Source organism: Flavobacterium sp. KBS0721, assembly GCF_002007065.3.
Classification (GTDB): Bacteria; Bacteroidota; Bacteroidia; order Flavobacteriales; family Flavobacteriaceae; genus Flavobacterium; species Flavobacterium piscis.
Genome location: NZ_CP042170.1, coordinates 1,913,053 through 1,936,966 on the forward strand (window position 1 = coordinate 1,913,053; position 23,914 = coordinate 1,936,966).

Annotated in this window: 7 protein-coding genes; all 7 read left to right on the plus strand. The window is 35.9% G+C overall.

Translation table 11 applies throughout. From position 1 onward, the window contains the following. Positions 1–275: 275 nt before the first annotated feature. Positions 276–9,881, plus strand: coding sequence for a gliding motility-associated C-terminal domain-containing protein (locus tag B0M43_RS08420; RefSeq protein WP_144825143.1), 9,606 nt, complete (start codon positions 276–278; stop codon positions 9,879–9,881). Positions 9,882–9,937: 56 nt separating this feature from the next. Beyond that, positions 9,938–10,849 (plus strand): type IX secretion system membrane protein PorP/SprF, encoded by a 912-nt coding sequence (locus B0M43_RS08425; protein WP_078008689.1) that lies wholly within the window; start codon positions 9,938–9,940, stop codon positions 10,847–10,849. A gap of 11 nt (positions 10,850–10,860) precedes the next feature. Continuing rightward, positions 10,861–12,861, plus strand: a complete 2,001-nt coding sequence (locus B0M43_RS08430) for an OmpA family protein (RefSeq protein ID WP_078008688.1) — start codon at positions 10,861–10,863, stop codon at positions 12,859–12,861. Positions 12,862–13,121: 260 nt separating this feature from the next. Further along, the gene (locus tag B0M43_RS08435; protein WP_065452035.1) at positions 13,122–13,547 is read left to right on the plus strand and encodes a CBS domain-containing protein; all 426 of its coding nucleotides are present in this window, start codon (positions 13,122–13,124) and stop codon (positions 13,545–13,547) included. Between the two features lie 157 nt (positions 13,548–13,704). After that, positions 13,705–15,996 carry an NADP-dependent malic enzyme gene (locus B0M43_RS08440; protein WP_078008687.1) on the plus strand — a complete coding sequence of 764 codons (2,292 nt, stop codon included), beginning with the start codon at positions 13,705–13,707 and terminating at the stop codon, positions 15,994–15,996. Positions 15,997–16,073: 77 nt separating this feature from the next. Beyond that, positions 16,074–16,655 carry a Holliday junction branch migration protein RuvA gene (ruvA, locus tag B0M43_RS08445; RefSeq protein ID WP_065452037.1) on the plus strand — a complete coding sequence of 194 codons (582 nt, stop codon included), beginning with the start codon at positions 16,074–16,076 and terminating at the stop codon, positions 16,653–16,655. Positions 16,656–16,679: 24 nt separating this feature from the next. Next, entirely contained in the window at positions 16,680–23,894 is a 7,215-nt protein-coding gene (gene sprA, locus B0M43_RS08450) for a cell surface protein SprA (protein WP_065452038.1), read from the plus strand. Positions 23,895–23,914 lie beyond the last annotated feature (20 nt).

Here is a 23,914-nt window from a genome sequence, read left to right on the forward strand (position 1 = left end):
TCTGTGTAGTTTGTCGACTAAAGTAGTTAGTAATTAGGTGTTTGCATACTTTCGCGCCTCCAAAACTACTAATTTAACCTAAGGACAATTTATTGTGCCTTGACTATATACATTTATGGCGCAAAAACTACTTTATTTTTGTAAAAATCCTAAAACTACTTTTTTAAGATTTTCAAAATCCATTTCACTTATTTTATCGTATCTGCTTCAAATTCTGGAAACCACAATAGGTTCTCTAGTATCCAATATTTCTATTCTTAAATTCACAGTTGTCTATGCGTAACTTTACTCTTAGTCAGTCTAAATTTTTTAGACTAATTTCTCTTGTTTTATTATTATTTATTACCAGTCAAACAAGGGCTCAGTTTTACACACAACACTTTATAGCTCCTGCACCTTGGCAATACTTTAGCAAGGCCAATGAGGTTGTAATCGCAACAGATTCCCCTTCGACAGTAAATATTACTTTAAAAAGAAGCGATGGTACTGTAGAGGCCAATTTAACGGCTAAAAAAGGAGAGCCGGCTATCTATAGATTTAAAGCGTTTGCAGCAACGCTACCTCTGAATCCATTAAACAAGGTTTTAAATGGAGCTGGATTAATTATAGAAAGTACCTTACCTACGTCTGTCAATGTACGAAATATCGCATCTGATGATTATAAGGACAATGAAAATGCAGATGCTAACATAAAAGGAAATGCAGCCCTAACAAGCTTTGGTAATGCAGGAGTTGGTATACGATTTAGAGTAGGATATTACAGAGATGGCTCTTTAGGAAATTTTGGAAGCTTTGGTGAGCAACGCCCAATTTATAGTATTATGGCTACTGTTAGTAATACTTCTATAAAGATTAATGATAAAGTTGTAACTACATTAAATGCAGGACAAAGCTATTTGTTTAAAGCGGATATGGGGACTTTAGTTGAATCGTCAAATCCAGCTGTTATGAATACATCGGCTGCTATAGATATGCCTGGTGGATGTGGTGACGGGGCTTCCAATCAAATTCCGCCCGAATCAGTTTTAGGAACAGAATATTTTCTTGAGCGTGGAACAGGAAATGATACAGCGGAACAGACTACTGTTGTAGCGACAAAAGATAATACAACTTTGACAGTAGAAGGTTATAATGCTAATGGAACTTTAGCATCAAGTAAGACTGTGACTTTAACGCAAGCAGGAAAATTTTACACTTTTGTAAATGGTGTTCCGGGTGTAAGTTTTACGGCATCTCATATTTCAGCAGATAAGAAAGTTGCTGTATATTCAGGGACTGCACAAAACTGTGAAGTTGATATTTCAACAATAGCACCGGTGTCTGAATGTGGAGGATCTAACTTTATCGAAACAGCAAAGTTTAGAAATTATCGTGGAGCAACCTTAGATTATTTTGGATATATTCTTTTAAGAAGTGCTACAGAGCCAGTAACGGTAAATGGAAAAGATATTACAACGATAGCTGGTGTCGGAGCCCGTTATCAAATAGGTTCAACGGGTTGGTACTTAATTAACTTCAATAGCAAACAAATTGGAGGACCGGATGTTCTTTCTATCGCAAGTAAGGCTAAATTAACAGTTTCGATAGTTCAGCAAGAAGGCGGGTTCTCGATGGCAGGTTTTTTCTCGAGTTTTGCTGCACAGCCTGAAGATCCAACAATGGCTTATGTTTCTGGAGGCGGATGTAATAATAATACTGCTACATTAACGACACCTTCAAATTTTGCGCCATATCAATGGTATTTTAATGGTGTTGCAATCACAGATGCAAATTCAGATTCTTATATAGCAACTAAAACCGGTTCATATTCAGTTGCTTCAACTTTAGCTTGTGGAATTCAGGCACAATCTAAACCTGTGAGTGTTACTTTATGTACTGATTTAGGAGTAAAAAATACTGTTGATTTTGCTACGCCATGTGTGGGATCTAATGTATTATTTACAGTTGAATTAAGTAATTTAGGTGTTAATAATGCTACAGGAGTTTCGGTAAATGATTTACTTCCTACAGGTTATTCTTTTGTTAGTTCAATTCAAACAGTTGGTAGTTATGACTCTGGAACAGGTGTCTGGAGTATAGGAGATGTAAATGGAGGAGTTAAACATACATTAAAAATTACAGCAAAAGTTAATGCATCCGGAATTTATACAAATAAAGCGTGGTTACCAACTACAACAGCCGATAGTAATTTACATAATAATGAAGCTAGTGTTTTAACTACACCAAATCCGTTGCCAACTGCTTCGATAACAGGAACGTTAACTGCTTGTTTTACGACTACTTTAACTGCGGTAACGAATGCCACATCACCAGCATATGTTTGGTATAAAAATAATGTTGTAATTTCTGGTCAAACATCTTCTACGTTAGTTGTAAATTCTGATGGAGATTATAAAGTAAAAGTCACTAATTCTTTAACAGGATGTGAAACAACTTCTGCTGCTTCTACAGTTAAAGTTAGTGATACAGACAAACCGGTAAAACCTGTTTTGGCAGATGTTACAGGTCAGTGTTCTGTAACAGTAACAGCACCAACCACCACAGATAATTGTGCAGGAACTATAACAGGGAAAACGGCAAATCCGTTGACTTATAATACTCAAGGAACTTATACAATCACATGGGATTTTAATGACGGTAACGGAAATACAGAAACAGCAACCCAAAAAGTAATTGTAAAAGATACCCAGAAACCTGTTCAGCCTGTTTTGGCAGATGTTACAGGCGAATGTTCGGCAACAGCAACAGCTCCAACCACTACAGATAATTGTACAGGAACTATAACAGGAACTACATCAGATCCTTTGACTTATAATGCTCAGGGTACTTATACAATCACATGGGATTTTAATGACGGTAACGGAAATACAGAAACAGCAACCCAAAAAGTAATTGTAAAAGATACCCAGAAACCTGTTCAGCCTGTTTTGGCAGATGTTACAGGCGAATGTTCGGCAACAGCAACAGCACCAACAACCACAGATAATTGTGCAGGAACTATAACAGGAACTACATCAGATCCTTTGACATATAATGCTCAGGGTACTTATACAATCACATGGAGTTTTAATGACGGTAACGGAAATACAGAAACAGCAACCCAAAAAGTAATTGTAAAAGATACCCAGAAACCTGTTCAGCCTGTTTTGGCAGATGTTACAGGGGAATGTTCGGCAACAGCAACAGCACCAACAACCACAGATAATTGTGCAGGAACTATAACAGGAACTACATCAGATCCTTTGACATATAATGCTCAGGGTACTTATACAATCACATGGAGTTTTAATGACGGTAACGGAAATACAGAAACAGCAACCCAAAAAGTAATTGTAAAAGACACTCAAAAACCTGTTCAGCCTGTTTTGGCAGATGTTACAGGCGAATGTTCGGCAACAGCAACAGCACCAACAACCACAGATAATTGTGCAGGAACTATAACAGGAACTACATCAGATCCTTTGACATATAATGCTCAGGGTACTTATACAATCACCTGGAATTTTAATGACGGTAACGGAAATACAGAAACAGCAACCCAAAAAGTAATTGTAAAAGATATCCAGAAACCTGTTCAGCCTGTTTTGGCAGATGTTACAGGCGAATGTTCGGCAACAGCAACAGCACCAACAACCACAGATAATTGTGCAGGAACTATAACAGGAACTACATCAGATCCTTTGACATATAATGCTCAGGGTACTTATACAATCACATGGAGTTTTAATGACGGTAACGGAAATACAGAAACAGCAATCCAAAAAGTAATTGTAAAAGACACTCAAAAACCTGTTCAGCCTGTTTTGGCAGATGTTACAGGCGAATGTTCGGCAACAGCAACAGCACCAACAACCACAGATAATTGTGCAGGAACTATAACAGGAACTACATCAGATCCTTTGACATATAATGCTCAGGGTACTTATACAATCACCTGGAATTTTAATGACGGTAACGGAAATACAGAAACAGCAACCCAAAAAGTAATTGTAAAAGATATCCAGAAACCTGTTCAGCCTGTTTTGGCAGATGTTACAGGGGAATGTTCGGCAACAGCAACAGCACCAACAACCACAGATAATTGTGCAGGAACTATAACAGGAACTACATCAGATCCTTTGACATATAATGCTCAGGGTACTTATACAATCACATGGAGTTTTAATGACGGTAACGGAAATACAGAAACAGCAATCCAAAAAGTAATTGTAAAAGACACTCAAAAACCTGTTCAGCCTGTTTTGGCAGATGTTACAGGCGAATGTTCGGCAACAGCAACAGCACCAACAACCACAGATAATTGTGCAGGAACTATAACAGGAACTACATCAGATCCTTTGACATATAATGCTCAGGGTACTTATACAATCACATGGAGTTTTAATGACGGTAACGGAAATACAGAAACAGCAATCCAAAAAGTAATTGTAAAAGACACTCAAAAACCTGTTCAGCCTGTTTTGGCAGATGTTACAGGGGAATGTTCGGCAACAGCAACAGCACCAACAACCACAGATAATTGTGCAGGAACTATAACAGGAACTACATCAGATCCTTTGACATATAATGCTCAGGGTACTTATACAATCACATGGAGTTTTAATGACGGTAACGGAAATACAGAAACAGCAACCCAAAAAGTAATTGTAAAAGACACTCAAAAACCTGTTCAGCCTGTTTTGGCAGATGTTACAGGCGAATGTTCGGCAACAGCAACAATTCCAACAACTACAGATAATTGTGCAGGAACTATAACAGGAACTACATCAGATCCTTTGACTTATAATGCTCAGGGTACTTATACAATCACCTGGAATTTTAATGACGGTAACGGAAATACAGAAACAGCAACCCAAAAAGTAATTGTAAAAGATATCCAGAAACCTGTTCAGCCTGTTTTGGCAGATGTTACAGGCGAATGTTCGGCAACAGCAACAGCACCAACAACCACAGATAATTGTGCAGGAACTATAACAGGAACTACATCAGATCCTTTGACTTATAATGCTCAGGGTACTTATACAATCACATGGAGTTTTAATGACGGTAACGGAAATACAGAAACAGCAAACCAAAAAGTAATTGTAAAAGATACTCAAAAGCCAACAATTAGTTGTCCGGCAACTGTAATAGTTTCTGCTGATTCTAATTCATGTACAGGATTAGGAGTGACTTTAGGAACTCCAACAACATCAGATAATTGTGGATCAGTAACAGTAACCAACGACGCACCGTCAGTTTTCCCAATCGGAAATACAATTGTGACGTGGACAGTAAAAGATGTAGCAGGAAATATAGAAACTTGTACTCAGACAATACAAGTAGTCGGTCCGATTATAGCAAATGAAGATAAAGTAGGTTCATTTAATGGATATGAAGGTGGAATTGCTATTGCTGACGTTTTAGCAAATGATTTGCTTAATTGTTCAGCTGTAGTTAGAGGTGAGATTGCTTTAACTTTAGATTCTACACTACCTTCAGTTTTAACTTTTGATACGACAACCGGAGCAGTTACTGTTAAATCAAATACACCAGTTGGAACATATTCATTTGATTATAAAATTTGTGAAGTTTCAAATTCTTCAAATTGTAACATAACAACTGTAGAAATAAAAGTTGTAGCTCCATCTATCCTTGCAGTAAAAGAAAACCTGGGACCAATAAACGGAACCATTGGCGGAACAACAACCTCGCTTATTGCTTCGGATAAATTAAATGGAGTTCAGGCAGTTATCGGATCAAATCCGGGAGAAGTGACCTTGACGGGAACGGCTCCGGCAGGACTTACTGTTAATACAGACGGAACCGTAACGGTAAATGCAGGAGTAAAAGCAGGAAGCTACGATGTAGAATATACCATCTGCGATAATAATAATCCCGGAACCAATTGTTCAACAGCAACGTCAACAGTTGTTGTAACAGCAGCAGATTTAGTTGCCAATTTAGATTCGGCAGGATCGGTAGTGGGAGGAAATACTTCTCAAATCCTTATCAATGTTTTTGATAATGATACCAAAAATGGAACAAAATTAAATCCATCGGATGTAAAACTGACTTCTGGCACAGATCCAAAAGTATACCTGACAATTGATGCCAACGGAAATGCAGTTTTAGGGGCGAACGCTCCGGCAGGAAATTATGAATTAACGTATGAAATCTGCGAAGTTTTAAACCCAGGAAATTGCAGTACCAATAAAGTACAAGTTACGGTAACAGCTCCAGCAATCCTTGCAGTAAAAGAAACTTTGGGTCCAATTAACGGTACAATCGGCGGGAAAACAACCTCGCTTATTGCATCAGATAAATTAAATGGAGTTCAGGCAGTAATCGGATCAGCTCCGGGAGAAGTGACCTTGACGGGAACGGCTCCGGCAGGACTTACAATAAACACTACAGACGGAACTGTAACGGTAAGTGCGGGAGTAAAAGCGGGAAGTTATGATGTGGAATACACAATCTGCGATAATAATAATCCTGGAACCAATTGTTCAACAGCAATGTCAACAGTTGTTGTAACAGCTGCAGATTTAGTTGCCAATCTTGATTCGGCAGAATCGGTAGTAGGCGGAAATACATCTCAAACGCTTGTCAATGTTTTTGATAATGATACTAAAAACGGAACAAAATTAAATCCATCGGATGTAAAACTAACACCGGGAAAAGATCCAAAAGGATACCTGACAATCGATGCCAACGGAAATGCAGTTTTAGGGGCCAATGCACCGGCAGGAAATTATGAATTAACGTATGAAATCTGTGAAGTTTTAAATCCAGGAAATTGCAGTACCAATAAAGTACAAGTTACGGTAACAGCTCCAGGAATCCTTGCAGTAAAAGAAACTTTGGGTCCAATTAACGGTACAATCGGCGGAAAAACAACCTCGCTTATTGCATCAGATAAATTAAATGGAGTTCAGGCAGTAATCGGATCAAATCCGGGAGAAGTTACTCTAACAGGAACGGCTCCGGCAGGACTTACAATAAACACTACAGACGGAACTGTAACGGTAAGTGCAGGCGTAAAAGCAGGAAGTTATGATGTAGAATATACGATCTGCGATAATAATAATCGTGGAACAAATTGTTCAACAGCAATGTCAACAGTTGTTGTAACAGCTGCAGATTTAGTAGCTAATTTAGATTCTGTTGGATCAGCAGTGGGAGGAAGTACTTCTCAAACCCTTATCAATGTTTTTGATAATGATACCAAAAACGGAACAAAACTAAATCCATCGGATGTAAAACTGACTTCTGGAACAGATCCAAAAGGATACCTGACAATCGATGCCAACGGAAACGCAGTTTTAGGGGCCAATGCACCGGCAGGAAATTATGAATTAACATATGAAATCTGCGAAGTTTTAAACCCAACCAACTGCAGTTCAAATAAGATAGAAGTTACGGTAACGGCACCGGCAATCCTTGCAGTAAAAGAAACTTTGGGTCCAATAAACGGAACCATTGGCGGAACGACAACCTCGCTTATTGCTTCGGATAAATTAAACGGAGTTCAGGCAGTAATCGGATCAGCTCCGGGAGAAGTGACCTTGACGGGAATCGCTCCAAAAGGACTTAGCATTAATACAGACGGAACTGTAACGGTAAGTGCAGGCGTAAAAGCAGGAAGTTATGATGTGGAATATACCATCTGTGATAATAATAATCCTGGAACCAATTGTTCAACAGCAACTTCAACAGTTGTTGTAACAGCAGCAGATTTAGTTGCCAATTTAGATTCGGCAGGATCGGTATTAGGCGGAAACACATCTCAAACGCTAATCAATGTTTTTGATAATGATACTAAAAACGGAACAAAATTAAATCCATCGGATGTAAAACTAACACCGGGAACAGATCCAAAAGGATACCTGACAATTGATGCCAACGGAAACGCAGTTTTAGGTGCGAACGCTCCGGCAGGAAATTATGAATTAACGTATGAAATCTGTGAAGTTTTAAATCCAGGAAATTGCAGTACCAATAAAGTACAAGTTACGGTAACAGCTCCGGCAATCCTTGCAGTAAAAGAAACTTTGGGTCCAATTAACGGTACAATCGGCGGAAAAACAACCTCGCTTATTGCTTCGGATAAATTAAACGGAGTTCAGGCAGTAATCGGATCAGCTCCGGGAGAAGTTACCTTAACAGGAACGGCTCCGGCAGGACTTACAATAAACACTACAGACGGAACTGTAACGGTAAGTGCAGGCGTAAAAGCAGGAAGCTATGATGTAGAATATACCATCTGTGATAATAATAATCCTGGAACAAATTGTTCAACAGCAACGTCAACAGTTGTTGTAACAGCAGCAGATTTAGTAGCCAATTTAGATTCGGCAGGATCGGTAGTAGGCGGAAACACATCTCAAACGCTAATCAATGTTTTTGATAATGATACTAAAAACGGAACAAAATTAAATCCATCGGATGTAAAACTAACACCGGGAACAGATCCAAAAGGATACCTGACAATCGATGCCAACGGAAATGCAGTTTTAGGTGCCAATGCACCGGCAGGAAATTATGAATTAACGTATGAAATCTGTGAAGTTTTAAATCCAGGAAATTGCAGTTCAAATAAGATAGAAGTTACGGTAAAACCATCAGTTTTACAAGCAAATGACGATAATGCAGGAACTTTAGATAGTAGTAAAGGACAAAGCTCAACAACAAGCATATTTGATAATGATACTTTAAACGGATCAAAGGTCAATCCTGCAGATCTTGTTTTAACGACTCTTATTCCAAATCCTAATTTGATTTTAAAAGCAGACGGTACAGTCGAAGTAAAACCCGGAACACCAACAGGTAATTACGAATTAACGTATCAAATCTGTGAAGCTTTAAACGGATCAAATTGTAGTCAGGCAGTCGTGAAAATCTCGGTAGTAAATAATCCGCCAATAACACCACTAATACAACTTATTATTAATAATGATGGAGTGGTCAGCGTTGACGGAATAAATGGTGCTCTTGAGTTTATCAATGTTTTGGATAATGATTTAATAAAAGGATTGCCAGTTAATCCTTTAGAGATTGTACTTTCAAATACACCAAGTCCATATTTTGAATTCAATTCAGACGGAACTGTAAATGTGAAGCCAAATACACCTGGCGGAAGTTATTCATTAACCTATCAGGTTTGCGAAAAGTCGAATCCAAACAATTGTGCTTCAGCAATATTGAGCGTTTTTGTAGAAGTACCTTCTGTTGCAATCATAAAAACAGCAGTATTTAATGATGAAAACGGCAGCGGATTTGCCAATGCAGGAGAAACGATTACTTATAAATTTAAAGTAACCAATACCGGTAATGTTCCATTAAATGGCGTTATAATTTCAGATCCATTGCCAGGCGTGGTAGTTTCAGGGCAAGCAATTAATTTAAATGTAAACGAATCCGACGAACATAATTTTACGGCTACTTACAAAATTACACAAATCGATATCAATAAAGGAAGTGTAAGTAATCAGGCAAGTGTTCAGGCACGAAGTGCAAAAGGAGTTCTTGTTGACGATTTATCAGATGATGAAAACGAAACGGGAGATAAGCCTACAGTTCTGGCCTTAAATGGTTGCGAAATAAAAGTCTTTAATGCATTTTCTCCAAACGGAGATGATATAAATAGTAGATTTTATATCCGAGGTTTAGAATGTTATCCTGACAATACGGTAGAAATTTATAATCGTTGGGGAATTTTAGTGTATAATATTGACAAATATAACAATGACGACCGTGCTTTTAAAGGTTTCTCTGAAGGACGTACAACCATAAAACAATCAGAAGGATTGCCAGTAGGAACGTATTTCTATATTCTGAAATACAAAGACAGCGGCTCAAATCCGCATGAACTTTCAGGTTATTTATATATCAACAAATAAAAAAAAATATGAGCGGTTTGGTGGAAAACTGAACTGCTTTTAAAAAGCCTTCTTAAATGAAAAAGATAATTTTAATTTTCATGTTTTTCACGGTTGTGTGTTCAGCGCAGCAAGATTCTCAGTATACACAATATATGTACAATACCATTGCGATAAATCCTGCATATGCAGGTTCTCGCGGAGCTTTAAGTGTTTTTGGGCTATATCGTACACAATGGGTTGGACTCGACGGAGCTCCTGAAACCAGTACTTTCTCAATAAATACACCTTTAAATAATAGCAATTTAGGATTAGGAGTTTCTTTAGTAAACGATAAAATTGGACCAACAAACGAAAATACTTTGTCAGCAGATTTGTCATACACAGTTCCAACATCTGAAACCTATAAACTTTCTTTTGGGATAAAAGCCACAGCTAATCTTTTTAATTTAGATATGAATAAATTAACTCCCGAAACTCAGGGTGATCCGCAATTTCAGGATTTAAACAATAAAATCACACCCAATATAGGAGCAGGTATTTATTGGCATTCAGATAAAGCATATTTAGGATTATCCGTGCCTAATTTTATCGAAACAAGCAGATACGATGATAATGATACTGCAATATTTAAAGATAAAATAAACTACTATTTTATGGCAGGTTACGTCTTTAATTTAGACCATTTAGAGTACATAAAATTCAAACCCGCGTTATTAACAAAAATGGTTCAGGGCGCTCCTTTGCAGGTTGATGTTTCGGGTAACTTTATGTTCAATGATAAATTTGTAGTGGGTCTTGTATATAGATGGAGTGCATCACTAAGCGCTATGGCGGGATTTCAGGTAACAGATGGCTTATATATAGGATATGGTTATGATCATGAAACAACAAATTTAAGAAAGTACAATTCTGGATCGCACGAAATCTTCCTTCGTTTTGAATTCTTTAATAATTATAATAAAATGATATCTCCAAGATTCTTCTAATAATACCTACTATGAGAATTAAAAATTTAAGTTTTACTATTTTTTTTCTAAGTTTTTTTTGCCAGATAAATGCGCAAACATCTAAGACAATAGAGGCTGATAAAAAGTACAATGAGTATGCTTATGCAGATGCTATAAAAGCATATGAAATTGTTGCCAACAAAGGTTATAAAGACGAAAAAATGTTTCAGCGCCTGGGTAATTCCTATTATTTTAATTCAGAATTCGTACAAGCTTTACACTGGTACGATCAGTTATTTAGCATGAATGAGCAGCAAGAACCGGAGTACTTGTACAGATATGCACAATGTTTAAAATCAGCAGGAAACTATTCTAAGTCAGATTCGATTTTAGAAAAGTTCAATCAAAAAACAAACACTGATCAAAGAGGTGTTTTATTTGAAATGAACAAAAATTATTTAGAAGAAATAAAGTTTAATTCCGGAAGATACGAAATTGCAGATGCCGGAGTTAATTCTAATTTTTCAGATTACGGAAGTACTTTCTTATACAATAAATTAGTTTTCACATCAGCCAGAGATACAGGAGCAGTAGTAAAGAAAAACTTTAAATGGACCAATAAATCCTTTACTAATTTATATACTGCCGAATTAATGTCGGATGGAAGTGTTGGAATTCCCAAACTTTTTCAGAAAAAAGTAAATACTAAATTCAACGAGTCAACTCCTGTTTTTACAAAAGACGGAAGAACAATGTATTTTACCCGAAACAATTTTTTAAACGGAAAAAGAGGGGCAAACGAAAAGGAAATTACGTTATTAAAACTATATAAAGCCAGTTTAATTGAGGGTGAATGGATAAATATCGAAGAACTTTCTTTTAATAGTGATCAATACAGTGTGGCACATCCTGCTTTAAGCAGCGATGATAAAACCTTATATTTTACATCAGATATGCCGGGAACATTAGGGCAATCTGATTTGTTTAAGGTAAGTGTAAATGAGGATGGAACCTTTGGTAAACCAGAAAATTTAGGTGCTTCAATTAATACAGAAGGACGAGAAACTTTTCCTTTTATCTCTGAGGATAATGAACTTTATTTTGCCAGCGACGGACGACCGGGTTTAGGCGGACTTGACGTTTTTGTTTCGAAAATAAATAAAGACGGTTCTTATGATGAAGTACAAAACTTAGGAGAGCCAATAAATAGTAAACAGGATGATTTTGCTTTTATAATTAATAGCAAAAACAGAAATGGTTTCTTTTCTTCGAATAGAGAAGGCGGACACGGATTTGATGATATTTATCGTTTTACCGAGACCCGAAGACTTATTTGTGAGCAGGAATTATCAGGTACAATTACTGATGCAGAAACAAATGAAACTCTTTCAAACGTAAACTTAATTTTATTTGATGAAGCTGGTAAATCTGCCGTTGAAGCAAAATCTAATGCTAACGGAAATTATGTTTTTTCGAATGTAAAATGCGGAAAAAAATACTTTATAAAAACATCCAAAGAAGATTATTTGTTTAAAGAAGTTTCTGTGACCCTGAAAAAAGCAACAGGTTCAGTTTCTTTGCCAATAGCTTTAGAAAAGAAACCAAAACCTATAATTGCAATTCCGGTTGTAATAAAAGCAACAAATTCTATTAAAGCAGTTAAGGTTAATATTACAGTTGGAACCGATTTAGGAAAATTATTAAAAATCCCGATGAACTTTTTTGATTTAGGAAAAGCAACAATCAAAAAAACATCTGAGCCTCAATTGCAGAAAATTGTGGATATGCTAAAACAATATCCAACAATAAAATTAGATATTCGTTCGCATACAGATAGTCGTTCATCGACCGAAAGTAATCAGATTTTATCAGACAAAAGAGCAGAATCAACGAAGAATTGGCTGATACAAAAAGGAATTGATGCAAGCAGATTAACAGCGAAAGGATACGGAGAAACACAATTAGTAAATAAATGTGCCGATGGCGTGAAATGTTCTGAAGCACAACATCAGCAAAACAGACGCAGTGAATTTATTGTTACTAATATGTAACATACCAATAAAAAAGTAAAAAGGACTTTTCTAAAACTAGAAAAGTCCTTTTTTGTTTGGAATAAATCTGTAATGATTAAAAAACATTGCGTTTTTCTTAAAAAAGTATTAAAATTCATTCATTTTTTTAAGTTAAAATACACCTAAAAGAGAATTTAGCTTATTATGTTTAAAATGAATGTGTTAAGTTCTAAAAAAACGTTTTCGTTGTTGTATATATGCATTTTTTTCTAACTTTATAGATCTAAAATTTTTCAGATATGACTGTAAATCAAATACTAAACGCAAAAGGGAAAAATGTTTATTCAGTTCTTTCAACAACAACTGTTTATGAAGCCTTAAAAGTGATGGGAGACAAAAACATAGGTGCAATCCTTGTTATCGATGATAACGATTTAAAAGGAATATTGTCTGAAAGGGATTATGCTCGAAAAATTGTATTGAAAGATAAGTCATCAAAAGAGACTTTTGTTCATGAAATTATGGAAAGCAACGTTTTTTCGGTAAAACTTTCGGATAATTTAGAAAATTGTATGGAACTAATGAGTACGAAAAGAATCAGGCATTTACCAGTTTTGGAAGATGGGATAGTAGTAGGAATAGTTTCTATAAGTGATGTCGTAAAAGCAATTATTGAAATTCAAAAAGATACCATAAATCACTTAAACTCCTATATTTCTCAGTAACAGAAATTCAAAAAACAAGCTTTATCAAATAGTCCAAACAATAGTGGACTATTTTTTTGGTTGATCTAAACGTTATTTTAAGAAAAGAAAACTTTAAAAATACGCCATTTTAAACCAAGACTTATATCTTTGTAAGCTAGAATAAAAGCTAAAATAAATGAACAAAGAGAGTAAAAGAAGAGAAGCGTTACTGTATCACTCAGAACCAACTCCAGGAAAAATTCAGGTAGTTCCAACAAAAAAATACGCAACCCAAAGAGACTTGTCTTTGGCTTATTCGCCGGGAGTTGCAGAACCATGTTTAGAAATTGCAGCAAACGTAGACGATGTTTACAAATATACAGCAAAAGGAAATTTAGTTGCCGTTATCTCAAACGGTACAGCTGTTTTAGGACTTGGGGATATTGGCCCGGAAGCTTCTAAACCAGTAATGGAAGGAAAAGGATTGTTGTTTAAAATATTTTCTGATATCGACGTTTTTGATATTGAAATCGGAACAAAAGATATCGAAGAATTTATTCAGACCGTAAAAAATATTGCTCCAACTTTTGGAGGAATTAATCTTGAAGATATCAAAGCACCGGAATCTTTCGAAATCGAAAGAAGATTGGTAGAAGAATTGGATATTCCTGTAATGCATGATGATCAGCACGGTACAGCAATTATCTCCTCGGCAGCTTTAATCAATGCACTTGAATTAGCAGGAAAAAAAGCCGAAGACGTAAAAATGGTAGTTTCCGGAGCAGGTTCGGCAGCGATCGCTTGTACAGATTTATATGTATTGCTAGGCGTAAAAGTCGAAAATATACAAATGTTTAATAGTAAAGGACTTTTAACAAAAGACAATCCTTCATTATCAGAACTTCAATTAAAATACGCTGTTGACGGAGCAAAAATTGAATTAGCAGAAGCTGTAAAAGGTGCAGATGTTTTCATCGGATTATCTTCAGGAGATATTTTGTCGTCTGAAATGTTATTGTCAATGAAAGACAATCCAATTGTTTTTGCAATGGCAAATCCAAATCCGGAAATCGATTATAACTTAGCCACAGAAACTCGTAAAGATGTTATTATGGCTACAGGGCGTTCAGATTTTCCTAATCAGGTAAATAACGTTTTAGGTTTTCCATATATCTTTAGAGGAGCATTGGATGTCAGAGCTACTAAAATTAACGAAGCCATGAAAATGGCAGCGGTAAAAGCATTAGCGATATTAGCAAAAGAACCAGTTCCAGAGCAGGTAAATGTGGCATATGGCGCGACAAAATTAGGTTTTGGTAGAGATTATATTATCCCTAAACCATTTGATCCACGATTGATTACGATAGTGGCACCTGCTGTTGCAAAAGCAGCTATGGATTCAGGAGTGGCTAAGAACCCTATTACAGACTGGGCAGCTTATGAAGAAGTGCTTCGCGAACGTATGGGGAATGATAATAAAATGGTTCGTTTGATTACCAACCGTGCTAAAATGGATCCTAAACGAATTGTTTTTGCTGAAGCAGATCAATTAAATGTATTAAAAGCAGCTCAGATTGTTTATGAGGACGGAATTGGTTTTCCAATTTTATTAGGAAATAAAGAAGTAATATTAGAGCTTAAAGCAGAATTAGGTTTTGATGCTGAATTGGAGATTATTGATCCTAAAACAAACGAAGAAGAAGCAAGACGAAACAAATTTGCAAATTCATATTGGGAAACAAGAGAAAGAAGAGGTGTTTCACTACTTGACTCTCAGAAATTTATGCGCGAAAGAAACTATTTTGCAGCAATGATGGTAAATGAAGGTGAAGCAGATGCGTTGGTAACAGGTCATACAAGAAGTTATCCAAGTGTGGTAAAGCCAATGTTGCAGTTAATAGGAAAAGCGCCCGGAGCTTCACTTGTGGCAACCGCAAATATGATGTTGACTGCTCGTGGTCCTATGTTTTTATCAGATACAGCAATTAACATAAATCCATCAGCAGAAGATTTAATTAATATTGCGATTATGACGGCCAAAACAGCTAAAATGTTTGGAGTTGAACCGGTTATTGCAATGGTTTCATTCTCAAACTTTGGTTCTTCACCAAGTCAAAGTGCTTCAAAAGTGAGAGAAGCAGTAGCCTATTTGCATAAAAATCATCCGGATTTGATCGTTGATGGAGAAATTCAGGCAGATTTTGCATTAAATCAGGAAATGCTGGCAGAAAAATTTCCTTTCTCTAAATTAGCAGGTAAAAAAGTAAACACTTTGATTTTTCCTAATTTAGAATCGGCTAATATTACCTATAAATTGCTGAAAGAGTTGAATAAAGTAAACTCAATTGGACCAATTATGATGGGAATGGGCAAACCAGTCCACATTTTTCAATTAGGAGCAAGTGTCGAAGAAATGGTAAATATGGCAGCAATAGCGGTAATTGACGCTCAGGAAAAAGAAAATAAAAAAAATAAATTAGCGAAATAGTATAAAAAATAAGGATCGAATAATATTGTCGTATTTTTATTGCATTTTTATTATATTTGACCCTAATAAATTATACTATGATAGCACATTTACAGGGGAAATTAGTGGAGAAAAATCCTACCGAGGTCGTAATTGATTGTGGAGGTGTTGGGTATCAGGTTAATATATCCTTACATACCTTTTCATTAATTCCTAATGTAGAAAATATAAAACTGTATACGCATCTTCAAATTAAAGAAGATGCGCATACTTTATTTGGTTTTGTAGAGAAATCGGAGAGAGAAATATTCAGAATGTTATTGTCTGTTTCCGGAATAGGAGCCAACATTGCAAGAACAATGTTATCCTCAATTGAGCCAAGGCAAATTATTAACGCAATCGCCTCTGGAGATGTTGTTACAATACAGTCAATAAAAGGTATTGGAAACAAAACAGCACAAAGAGTTATCCTTGATTTAAAGGAAAAAGTGTTAAAGTTGTATGATTTAGATGAAGTTTCAGTGGTTCAAAACAATACAAATCGAGATGAAGCGTTATCTGCTTTGGAAGTTTTAGGATTTGTTAGAAAAACTTCAGAAAAAGTAGTAGAGAAAATTGTAAAAGAAGACCCGGAAGCTACTGTAGAGACAATCATTAAGAGAGCTTTAAAAAGCCTTTAAATTCTATTTATATAAACGAATTGTATGCGTAAAATTTGTATTTTTTTACTGTTTTTGTCTTGCTGTAATGTTTTGCGTGCGCAAGTAAATCCAGCGGTTAAAGATACAACGAAAACTCAATTCTCTGTTGGTAAAATCGAACTGCAAGATCCACCAAGTGTAATCTCAGCCTATAAATACGATCCAATTACTGATCGCTATATTTATACCAACTCAGTTGATGGCTTTTCAATCAATTACCCTATTATATTAACTCCAAAGGAATACGAAGACTTGGTTCTTAAAGAATCCAGAAGAGATTACTTTAGAAAAAAAGCAGATGCAATTGATGGCAAAAAGGCCGGAAGTGAAGCTGCGAAAAAAGATCTATTACCTCGATATTACATTAATTCCAGTCTTTTTGAAAGCGTTTTTGGTAGCAATACAATCGATGTAAAGCCCACAGGATCAGTAGAAATGGATTTGGGTGTTCGATACACCAAACAAGATAATCCTTCTTTTTCTCCAAGAAACAGATCAAGTCTTACTTTTGATTTTGATCAGAGAATCAGTATGAGCTTAATGGGGAAAGTAGGAACCAGATTAGAGGTAAATGCCAATTATGATACTCAGTCTACATTTGCTTTTCAAAACTTGTTTAAACTGGCTTATACACCCGATGAAGATGATATTATTCAAAAAGTAGAAGTAGGTAACGTGAGTATGCCATTAAATAGCACACTGATTCGTGGCGCCCAAAGTTTGTTTGGGGTTAAGACACAGCTGCAATTTGGTAAGACAACCGTAACGGGTGTTTTCTCAGAACAGAAGTCACAAACAAAGAGTATAGTTGCAGAAGGTGGCGGAACAGTGCAAAACTTCGATTTATATGCTTTGGACTACGATAATGACAGGCATTTTTTCTTATCACAATATTTTAGAAACAAATACGACGCTTCTTTACTAAAATATCCATTTATCGACAGCCGTGTCCAGATTACAAGAATAGAGGTTTGGGTGACCAATAAACAAAACAGAGTAAGCACCAACAACAATAACTTAAGAAATATTATAGCACTTCAGGATTTAGGTGAAGGGCAAATGACGGGTATCCCTGATAATGAAATTGTTGTAGTAACTCCTACAACGGGCTTTTTTAATAATCCTATAGATTCACCAACAGATAATAGAAATAACAAATACGATCCGGCGACAATTGGTCAGCCAGGTGCTTTTTTAAATTCGAATATTAGAGAAATTGTAACAGCAAAATCCGGATTCAATAACGCTAATACAAGTGAAGCTACAGATTATTCTGTCCTTGAAAATGCCAGAAAGTTAACAACAAACGAATTTACTTTTAATGCACAATTAGGATACATCTCTTTGCAACAACGTCTTGCAAATGATGAAATCCTTGCTGTAGCCTTCGAATATACAATAGGAGGAAAAGTGTATCAGGTTGGAGAATTTGGTAGTGATGGAGTTGACGGGACTGTAGTAACAGGAAACAACAATGCAAACCAGGCCATTATTACACAAAGTTTGGTTTTAAAAATGCTGAAAAGTAATTTGACAAATGTTCAAAATCCGGTTTGGAACCTGATGATGAAAAACGTGTATCAAATTCCGCAGGCTTACCAAATCAAACAAGATGATTTTAGATTAAACATACTTTATACAGATCCTTCTCCAATAAATTATATAACGCCTGTTCAGGGAAGTACTTTTCCAACCAACCCAACAGCAGATAACAAGGTCGATCAGACACCTTTGTTAAATGTATTTAATTTAGACCGATTAAACTATAATAACGATCCGCAAACTGGCGGAGATGGTTTCTTTGATTATATACCTGGAGTAACAGTAGACGTGCAAAACGGACGAATTATTTTTACCACCAAAGAGCCGTTTGGAGAACTTATATTTAAAAAATTGCAAAACGCAGGATCTGGCGAAAGTTATAATGATCCTACTACATACAACGCAAATCAACAGAAATACGTGTTTAGAAACATGTATAAAAACACACAATCCGGAGCTTTACAGGACAGTGATAAAAATAAATTCCTTTTAAGAGGAAAATACAAATCATCAGGAAGCAATGGTATTCCAATTGGTGCGTTTAACGTTCCTCAAGGTTCTGTTGTCGTAATGGCTGCAGGAAGAAGATTGGTAGAAGGTATAGATTATAGTGTCGATTATCAATTGGGCCGCGTTCAGATATTAGACCCCTCCCTTCAGGCATCCAATACACCAATTGAAGTATCGTTAGAAAACAATTCGATCTTTGGGCAACAAACCAGAAGATTTATGGGATTCAACGTCGAACATAAAATTTCTGAGAATTTTGTTATCGGGGGAACCTATTTAAAAATGACAGAAAGACCATTTACTCAAAAATCGAGTTATGGACAGGAATCTGTAAACAATACCATTTTTGGATTTAATGGAAATTATTCTACTGAAGTTCCTTTTTTAACCCGATTAGTAAATAAATTACCAAACATTGATACTGATGTTCCATCGAATCTTTCGATACGAGGAGAAGTAGCTTTTTTAAGACCTGATGCACCAAAAGCAAGTGATTTTGAAGGAGAAGCAACAATTTATGTAGATGATTTCGAAGGCTCACAATCGACAATCGATATGCGTTCTGCATATGCCTGGAGTTTAGCTTCGACCCCCTTTGTAAATTCTATAAACGACAATACCTTCAATGCAAGTTCTAGCGCTTTAGATTACGGTTTTAAACGTGCAAAATTATCATGGTATACCATTGATCCTATTTTTTATTCCTCAAAACCATCTGGTATCTCAAATGATGATTTGTCATTAAATACAACAAGACGTGTTTACAGCAGAGAATTGTATCCAAATACAGATATTGCTCAGGGACAAATTCAGGTAATCAATACACTTGACTTAACGTATTATCCATCTGATAGAGGACCTTACAATAACAACCCAAATTTTGGTACAAGCCCTGCAAGTTCAAATTTTGGAGGAATTATGCGAGCTTTAAATTCAACGAATTTTGAACAAGGAAATGTCGAGTATATTCAGTTTTGGGTTTTAGATCCATATGTTGGAAATGCAGAAGCACCAGCGAGTAATTCAGGAAAAATCTATTTTAACTTAGGTGAAATTTCTGAAGACGTATTAAAAGACGGAAGAAAACAATATGAGAATGGTTTAGGTCCAGGTCAGATTATGGTAAATCCACGACCACTCTGGGGAGATGTTCCCGCATCACAATCATTAATTTATGCGTTTGATACCAATGCTGAAAATCGTAGAAATCAGGATATTGGATTAGATGGTTTGCCAAGTTCAAGAGAGGGAGAGGTTTACACCAATTATGCAGGAGAAGCAGATCCGGCGGCAGATGATTATACCTATTACTTAAATACTGAAGGAGGAGTCCTTGAACGCTATAAAAATTATAATGGCACCGAAGGTAATTCAGCAGTAAGTATAGATGATCCAAATAGAGGGGCAACAACGTTGCCTGATGTTGAGGATATTAATCGTGATAATACAATGAGCACGATCAATGCGTATTACGAATATAGTATCGATTTGAAACCCGGGATGCAAGTGGGACAAAATTATATTACAGATATTCGTGATGTAAGTAATGTCGAATTGCCAAACGGATCAACAACAACAGCAAGATGGATTCAGTTTAAAATTCCGGTTGCTCAGCCACAAAATACAATTGGTAATATTACAGATTTCAGGTCTATTCGATTCATGCGTATGTTTATGACTGGTTTTAGCAGCCAGATGACCGTACGTTTTGGAGCTTTAGATTTAGTAAGAGGTGAGTGGAGAAGATATACTGGGACATTAGATGCAAATGATACCGACCCAACTAATGATGGTACTGAGTTTGACGTTTCAGCAGTTAATATTCAGGAAAACGGTACAAAATGTCCTGTAAATTATGTTGTTCCTCCAGGAGTTCAGAGAGAGCAATTATACAATAACAACACTATTATCAATCAAAACGAACAAGCGTTGGCGTTGCGTGTTGGTGGTTCGGGTTTACAATATCAGGATTCAAGAGCAGTCTTTAAAAATGTAAGTGTTGACATGCGTCAGTATAAAAAATTAAAAATGTTTTTACATGCTGAATCTTTACCTAACGAAAATACATTGGAAGATAACGAAATGATTGGTTTCATTCGTTTTGGAAATGACTTTACACAAAACTTTTATCAAGTCGAAATTCCGTTGAAAGTAACCAGAACCGGAGGATCTTGTGCTATAAGTCCTGATCAGGTATGGCTTGAAGATAACAATATTGACTTAGCACTTGAATTATTGACCAGAATGAAAATTAAGGCCATGTCTATTGATATTAATTCAGGTAAAAGAGATATTAATGGAATATATTATCCTGATAATGATCCGGATGCTGCAGGCGGAGACGGAGATGGTAAACTTACACTAGGAATAAAAGGAAATCCTAATTTTGGTTTGGTTCGAAATTTAATGGTAGGTGTCAAGAGCAAAACAGATCATAAAGGTTTAAAAGGAGAAGTGTGGTTTAATGAACTTCGTTTAGCTGATTTGGAGAATAAAGGCGGGATGGCTGCAATATTGAATATTGATACCAATATGGCCGATTTTGCGACAGTTTCTGCTACAGGTAAAAAGAGTACGATTGGTTTTGGATCTTTAGAGCAAGGTGCAAATGAAAGAGATCGTGAAGATATCCAGCAATATAATATTGTAACCAATATCAATTTAGGTAAATTATTACCTCCTAAATGGGGAATAAACCTTCCTTTTAATTATGCTATCGGAGAAGAAGTAATTACGCCGGAATACGATCCGTTTAATCAGGATATAAAGTTAGATCAGTTATTAAGAGAAACTACTGATGCGGCAGAAAGAGAAAATATCAGAACCCGTGCGGTAGATTACACAAAACGAAGAAGCATCAATTTTATTGGAGTAAGAAAAGACAGGGCGCCGGAGCAAAAACCACATGTTTATGATGTTGAAAATTTTACATTCTCGCAATCATATAATCAGGTAGAGCGTCATGATTATGAAGTAGAAAGTTATCTTGATGAGCAATCGAATACAGCTGTAAATTATGCTTATACTTTTCAGCCAAAAGAAATAGTGCCTTTCAAGCAAACTAAATTCATGAAAAAAAGTGAATATTGGAAATTGTTAAGTGATTTTAATTTTAATTACCTTCCTTCTAATGTCTCTTTTAATACCAATATTTTAAGACAAAGTAACCGTCAGCAGTTTAGAGAAGTCGAAGTGCAGGGAATTGGTCTTGATCCTTTGTTCAGAAGAAATTTTGCCTTTAATTATCAATATGGTTTTGGTTATAATTTGACAAAATCGTTAAAATTAAATTATACCGCGGCATCGAATAATATAGTGAGAAACTTTTTAAATGATGATAACACCCCAAAAGAAGATTTTAATATTTGGGACGATTATCTGGATATTGGAACTCCGAATCAGCACTTACAGCAATTAGTGCTGAATTATGAAATTCCTATTAATAAAATTCCGGTTTTTAGTTTCGTAAAAGCGTCTTATTCTTATACGGCTGATTATAACTGGCAGCGCTCTTCTACTGCATTTTCTGAATATGAGGAGCAAAATCCTGATGGATCATTCTCTACTTATAATTTAGGAAATACAATTCAAAATGCGAATTCAAATACGCTTACGACAACTTTAAGCATGAATACGTTATACAAATATTTGGGATTAACGCCAGGATCAAAATCAGCTGCAAAACCAAAACCGGCAGCGCCGCCAAAACCGGGAGAGAAAATTGTAAATACGGCAAAACCAGTAACAAGCAGCAGTCCGTTTTATGATGGTATGATTGGTATTTTGACCAGTATAAAAAATATTCAGGTTAACTATACTAAAAATAGCGGTACCGTTTTACCGGGTTATACGCCGGGCGTAGGTTTCTTTGGGACATCACGACCAACTTTAGGATTTATTTTTGGAAGCCAGGATGATGTGCGTTATGAAGCTGCAAAAAGAGGCTGGCTGACCGATTATCAGGATTTTAATCAAAGTTTTACACAGGTAACTAATAAGCTTTTAAAAGTTACAGCGAATATCGATTTACTGCCGGATTTAAAAGTTGATTTGGCTATGGATCGTGCTTATTCTGAAAATACATCGGAGCAATATAGTGTTATCGACGGAAATTATACACCACTATCGCCTTATACATACGGAATGTTCTCGATTTCTACTGTATTAATTAAAACCGCATTTTCGACAAGTAGTGCAACTGAATCTTCAGCTTTTGATGATTTTAGACAGAACCGTTTAGTGATAGCAAACCGTTTGGCAGAAGAACGCTATGGTGCCGGAACAGTAATTCCAAGATATGGAGATGCCAATAATACTATTACGGATGAAACAGATCCTAATTATAAAATCTATGCTTCCAATCAGGGATATCCTATAGGGTTTACAAAAAGTAATCAGGCTGTTTTGCTACCTGCATTTTTAGCAGCTTATTCGGGAGGTGATGCTTCAAATAGCTCAACTAGTATTTTTAAAAATTTCCCTATTCCAAACTGGAGTGTGAAATATAATGGTTTAATGCGTTATAAATATTTTAAGGATAAGTTTAAGCGTTTTTCATTACAGCACAATTACCGTGCATCCTATACGATAAACCAGTTTAGGTCTAATTTTGATTATACCGAAAAACCTGACGGGCAAGATGTTAATACCAATTTCTTCAATAAAACCATCATGTCCAATGTCAATTTGGTAGAGCAGTTTAGTCCGCTTATCAGGGTAGATTTTGAGCTGAAAAGTTCGTTAAGAATCCTTACTGAAATTAAAAAAGACAGAGCTTTATCAATGAGTTTTGATAATAATTTATTGACAGAAGTAAAAGGTATGGAGTATATCGTTGGGATGGGATATCGTTTTAAAGATGTTATTTTCTCATCAAGACTTGCTGACAGCCCAACCGGAATTATCAAAAGTGACATTAATATCAAGGCAGATTTTTCGCTTAGAAAAAATGAAACACTGGTACGTTATTTAGATTATGACAACAATCAATTGGCGGCAGGGCAGAATATATGGGCATTAAAACTTACAGCAGATTATTCGTTCAGTAAAAACCTTACTGCAATATTCTATTACGATCATTCGTTCTCAAAAGCAGTAATTTCGACATCATTTCCTTTAACGAACATTAGATCAGGGTTTACACTTCGATATAATTTCGGAAATTAATTTTTTAGTTTCTAAACCGG

What these genes read in the sequence shown, in the direction of transcription:
- sprA (WP_065452038.1), top strand. Translation starts at nt 16,680, where the DNA reads ATGCGTAAAATTTGTATTTTTTTACTGTTTTTGTCTTGCTGTAATGTT.
- B0M43_RS08420 (WP_144825143.1), top strand. Translation starts at nt 276, where the DNA reads ATGCGTAACTTTACTCTTAGTCAGTCTAAATTTTTTAGACTAATTTCT.
- B0M43_RS08430 (WP_078008688.1), top strand. Translation starts at nt 10,861, where the DNA reads ATGAGAATTAAAAATTTAAGTTTTACTATTTTTTTTCTAAGTTTTTTT.
- B0M43_RS08425 (WP_078008689.1), top strand. Translation starts at nt 9,938, where the DNA reads ATGAAAAAGATAATTTTAATTTTCATGTTTTTCACGGTTGTGTGTTCA.
- B0M43_RS08440 (WP_078008687.1), top strand. Translation starts at nt 13,705, where the DNA reads ATGAACAAAGAGAGTAAAAGAAGAGAAGCGTTACTGTATCACTCAGAA.
- B0M43_RS08435 (WP_065452035.1), top strand. Translation starts at nt 13,122, where the DNA reads ATGACTGTAAATCAAATACTAAACGCAAAAGGGAAAAATGTTTATTCA.
- ruvA (WP_065452037.1), top strand. Translation starts at nt 16,074, where the DNA reads ATGATAGCACATTTACAGGGGAAATTAGTGGAGAAAAATCCTACCGAG.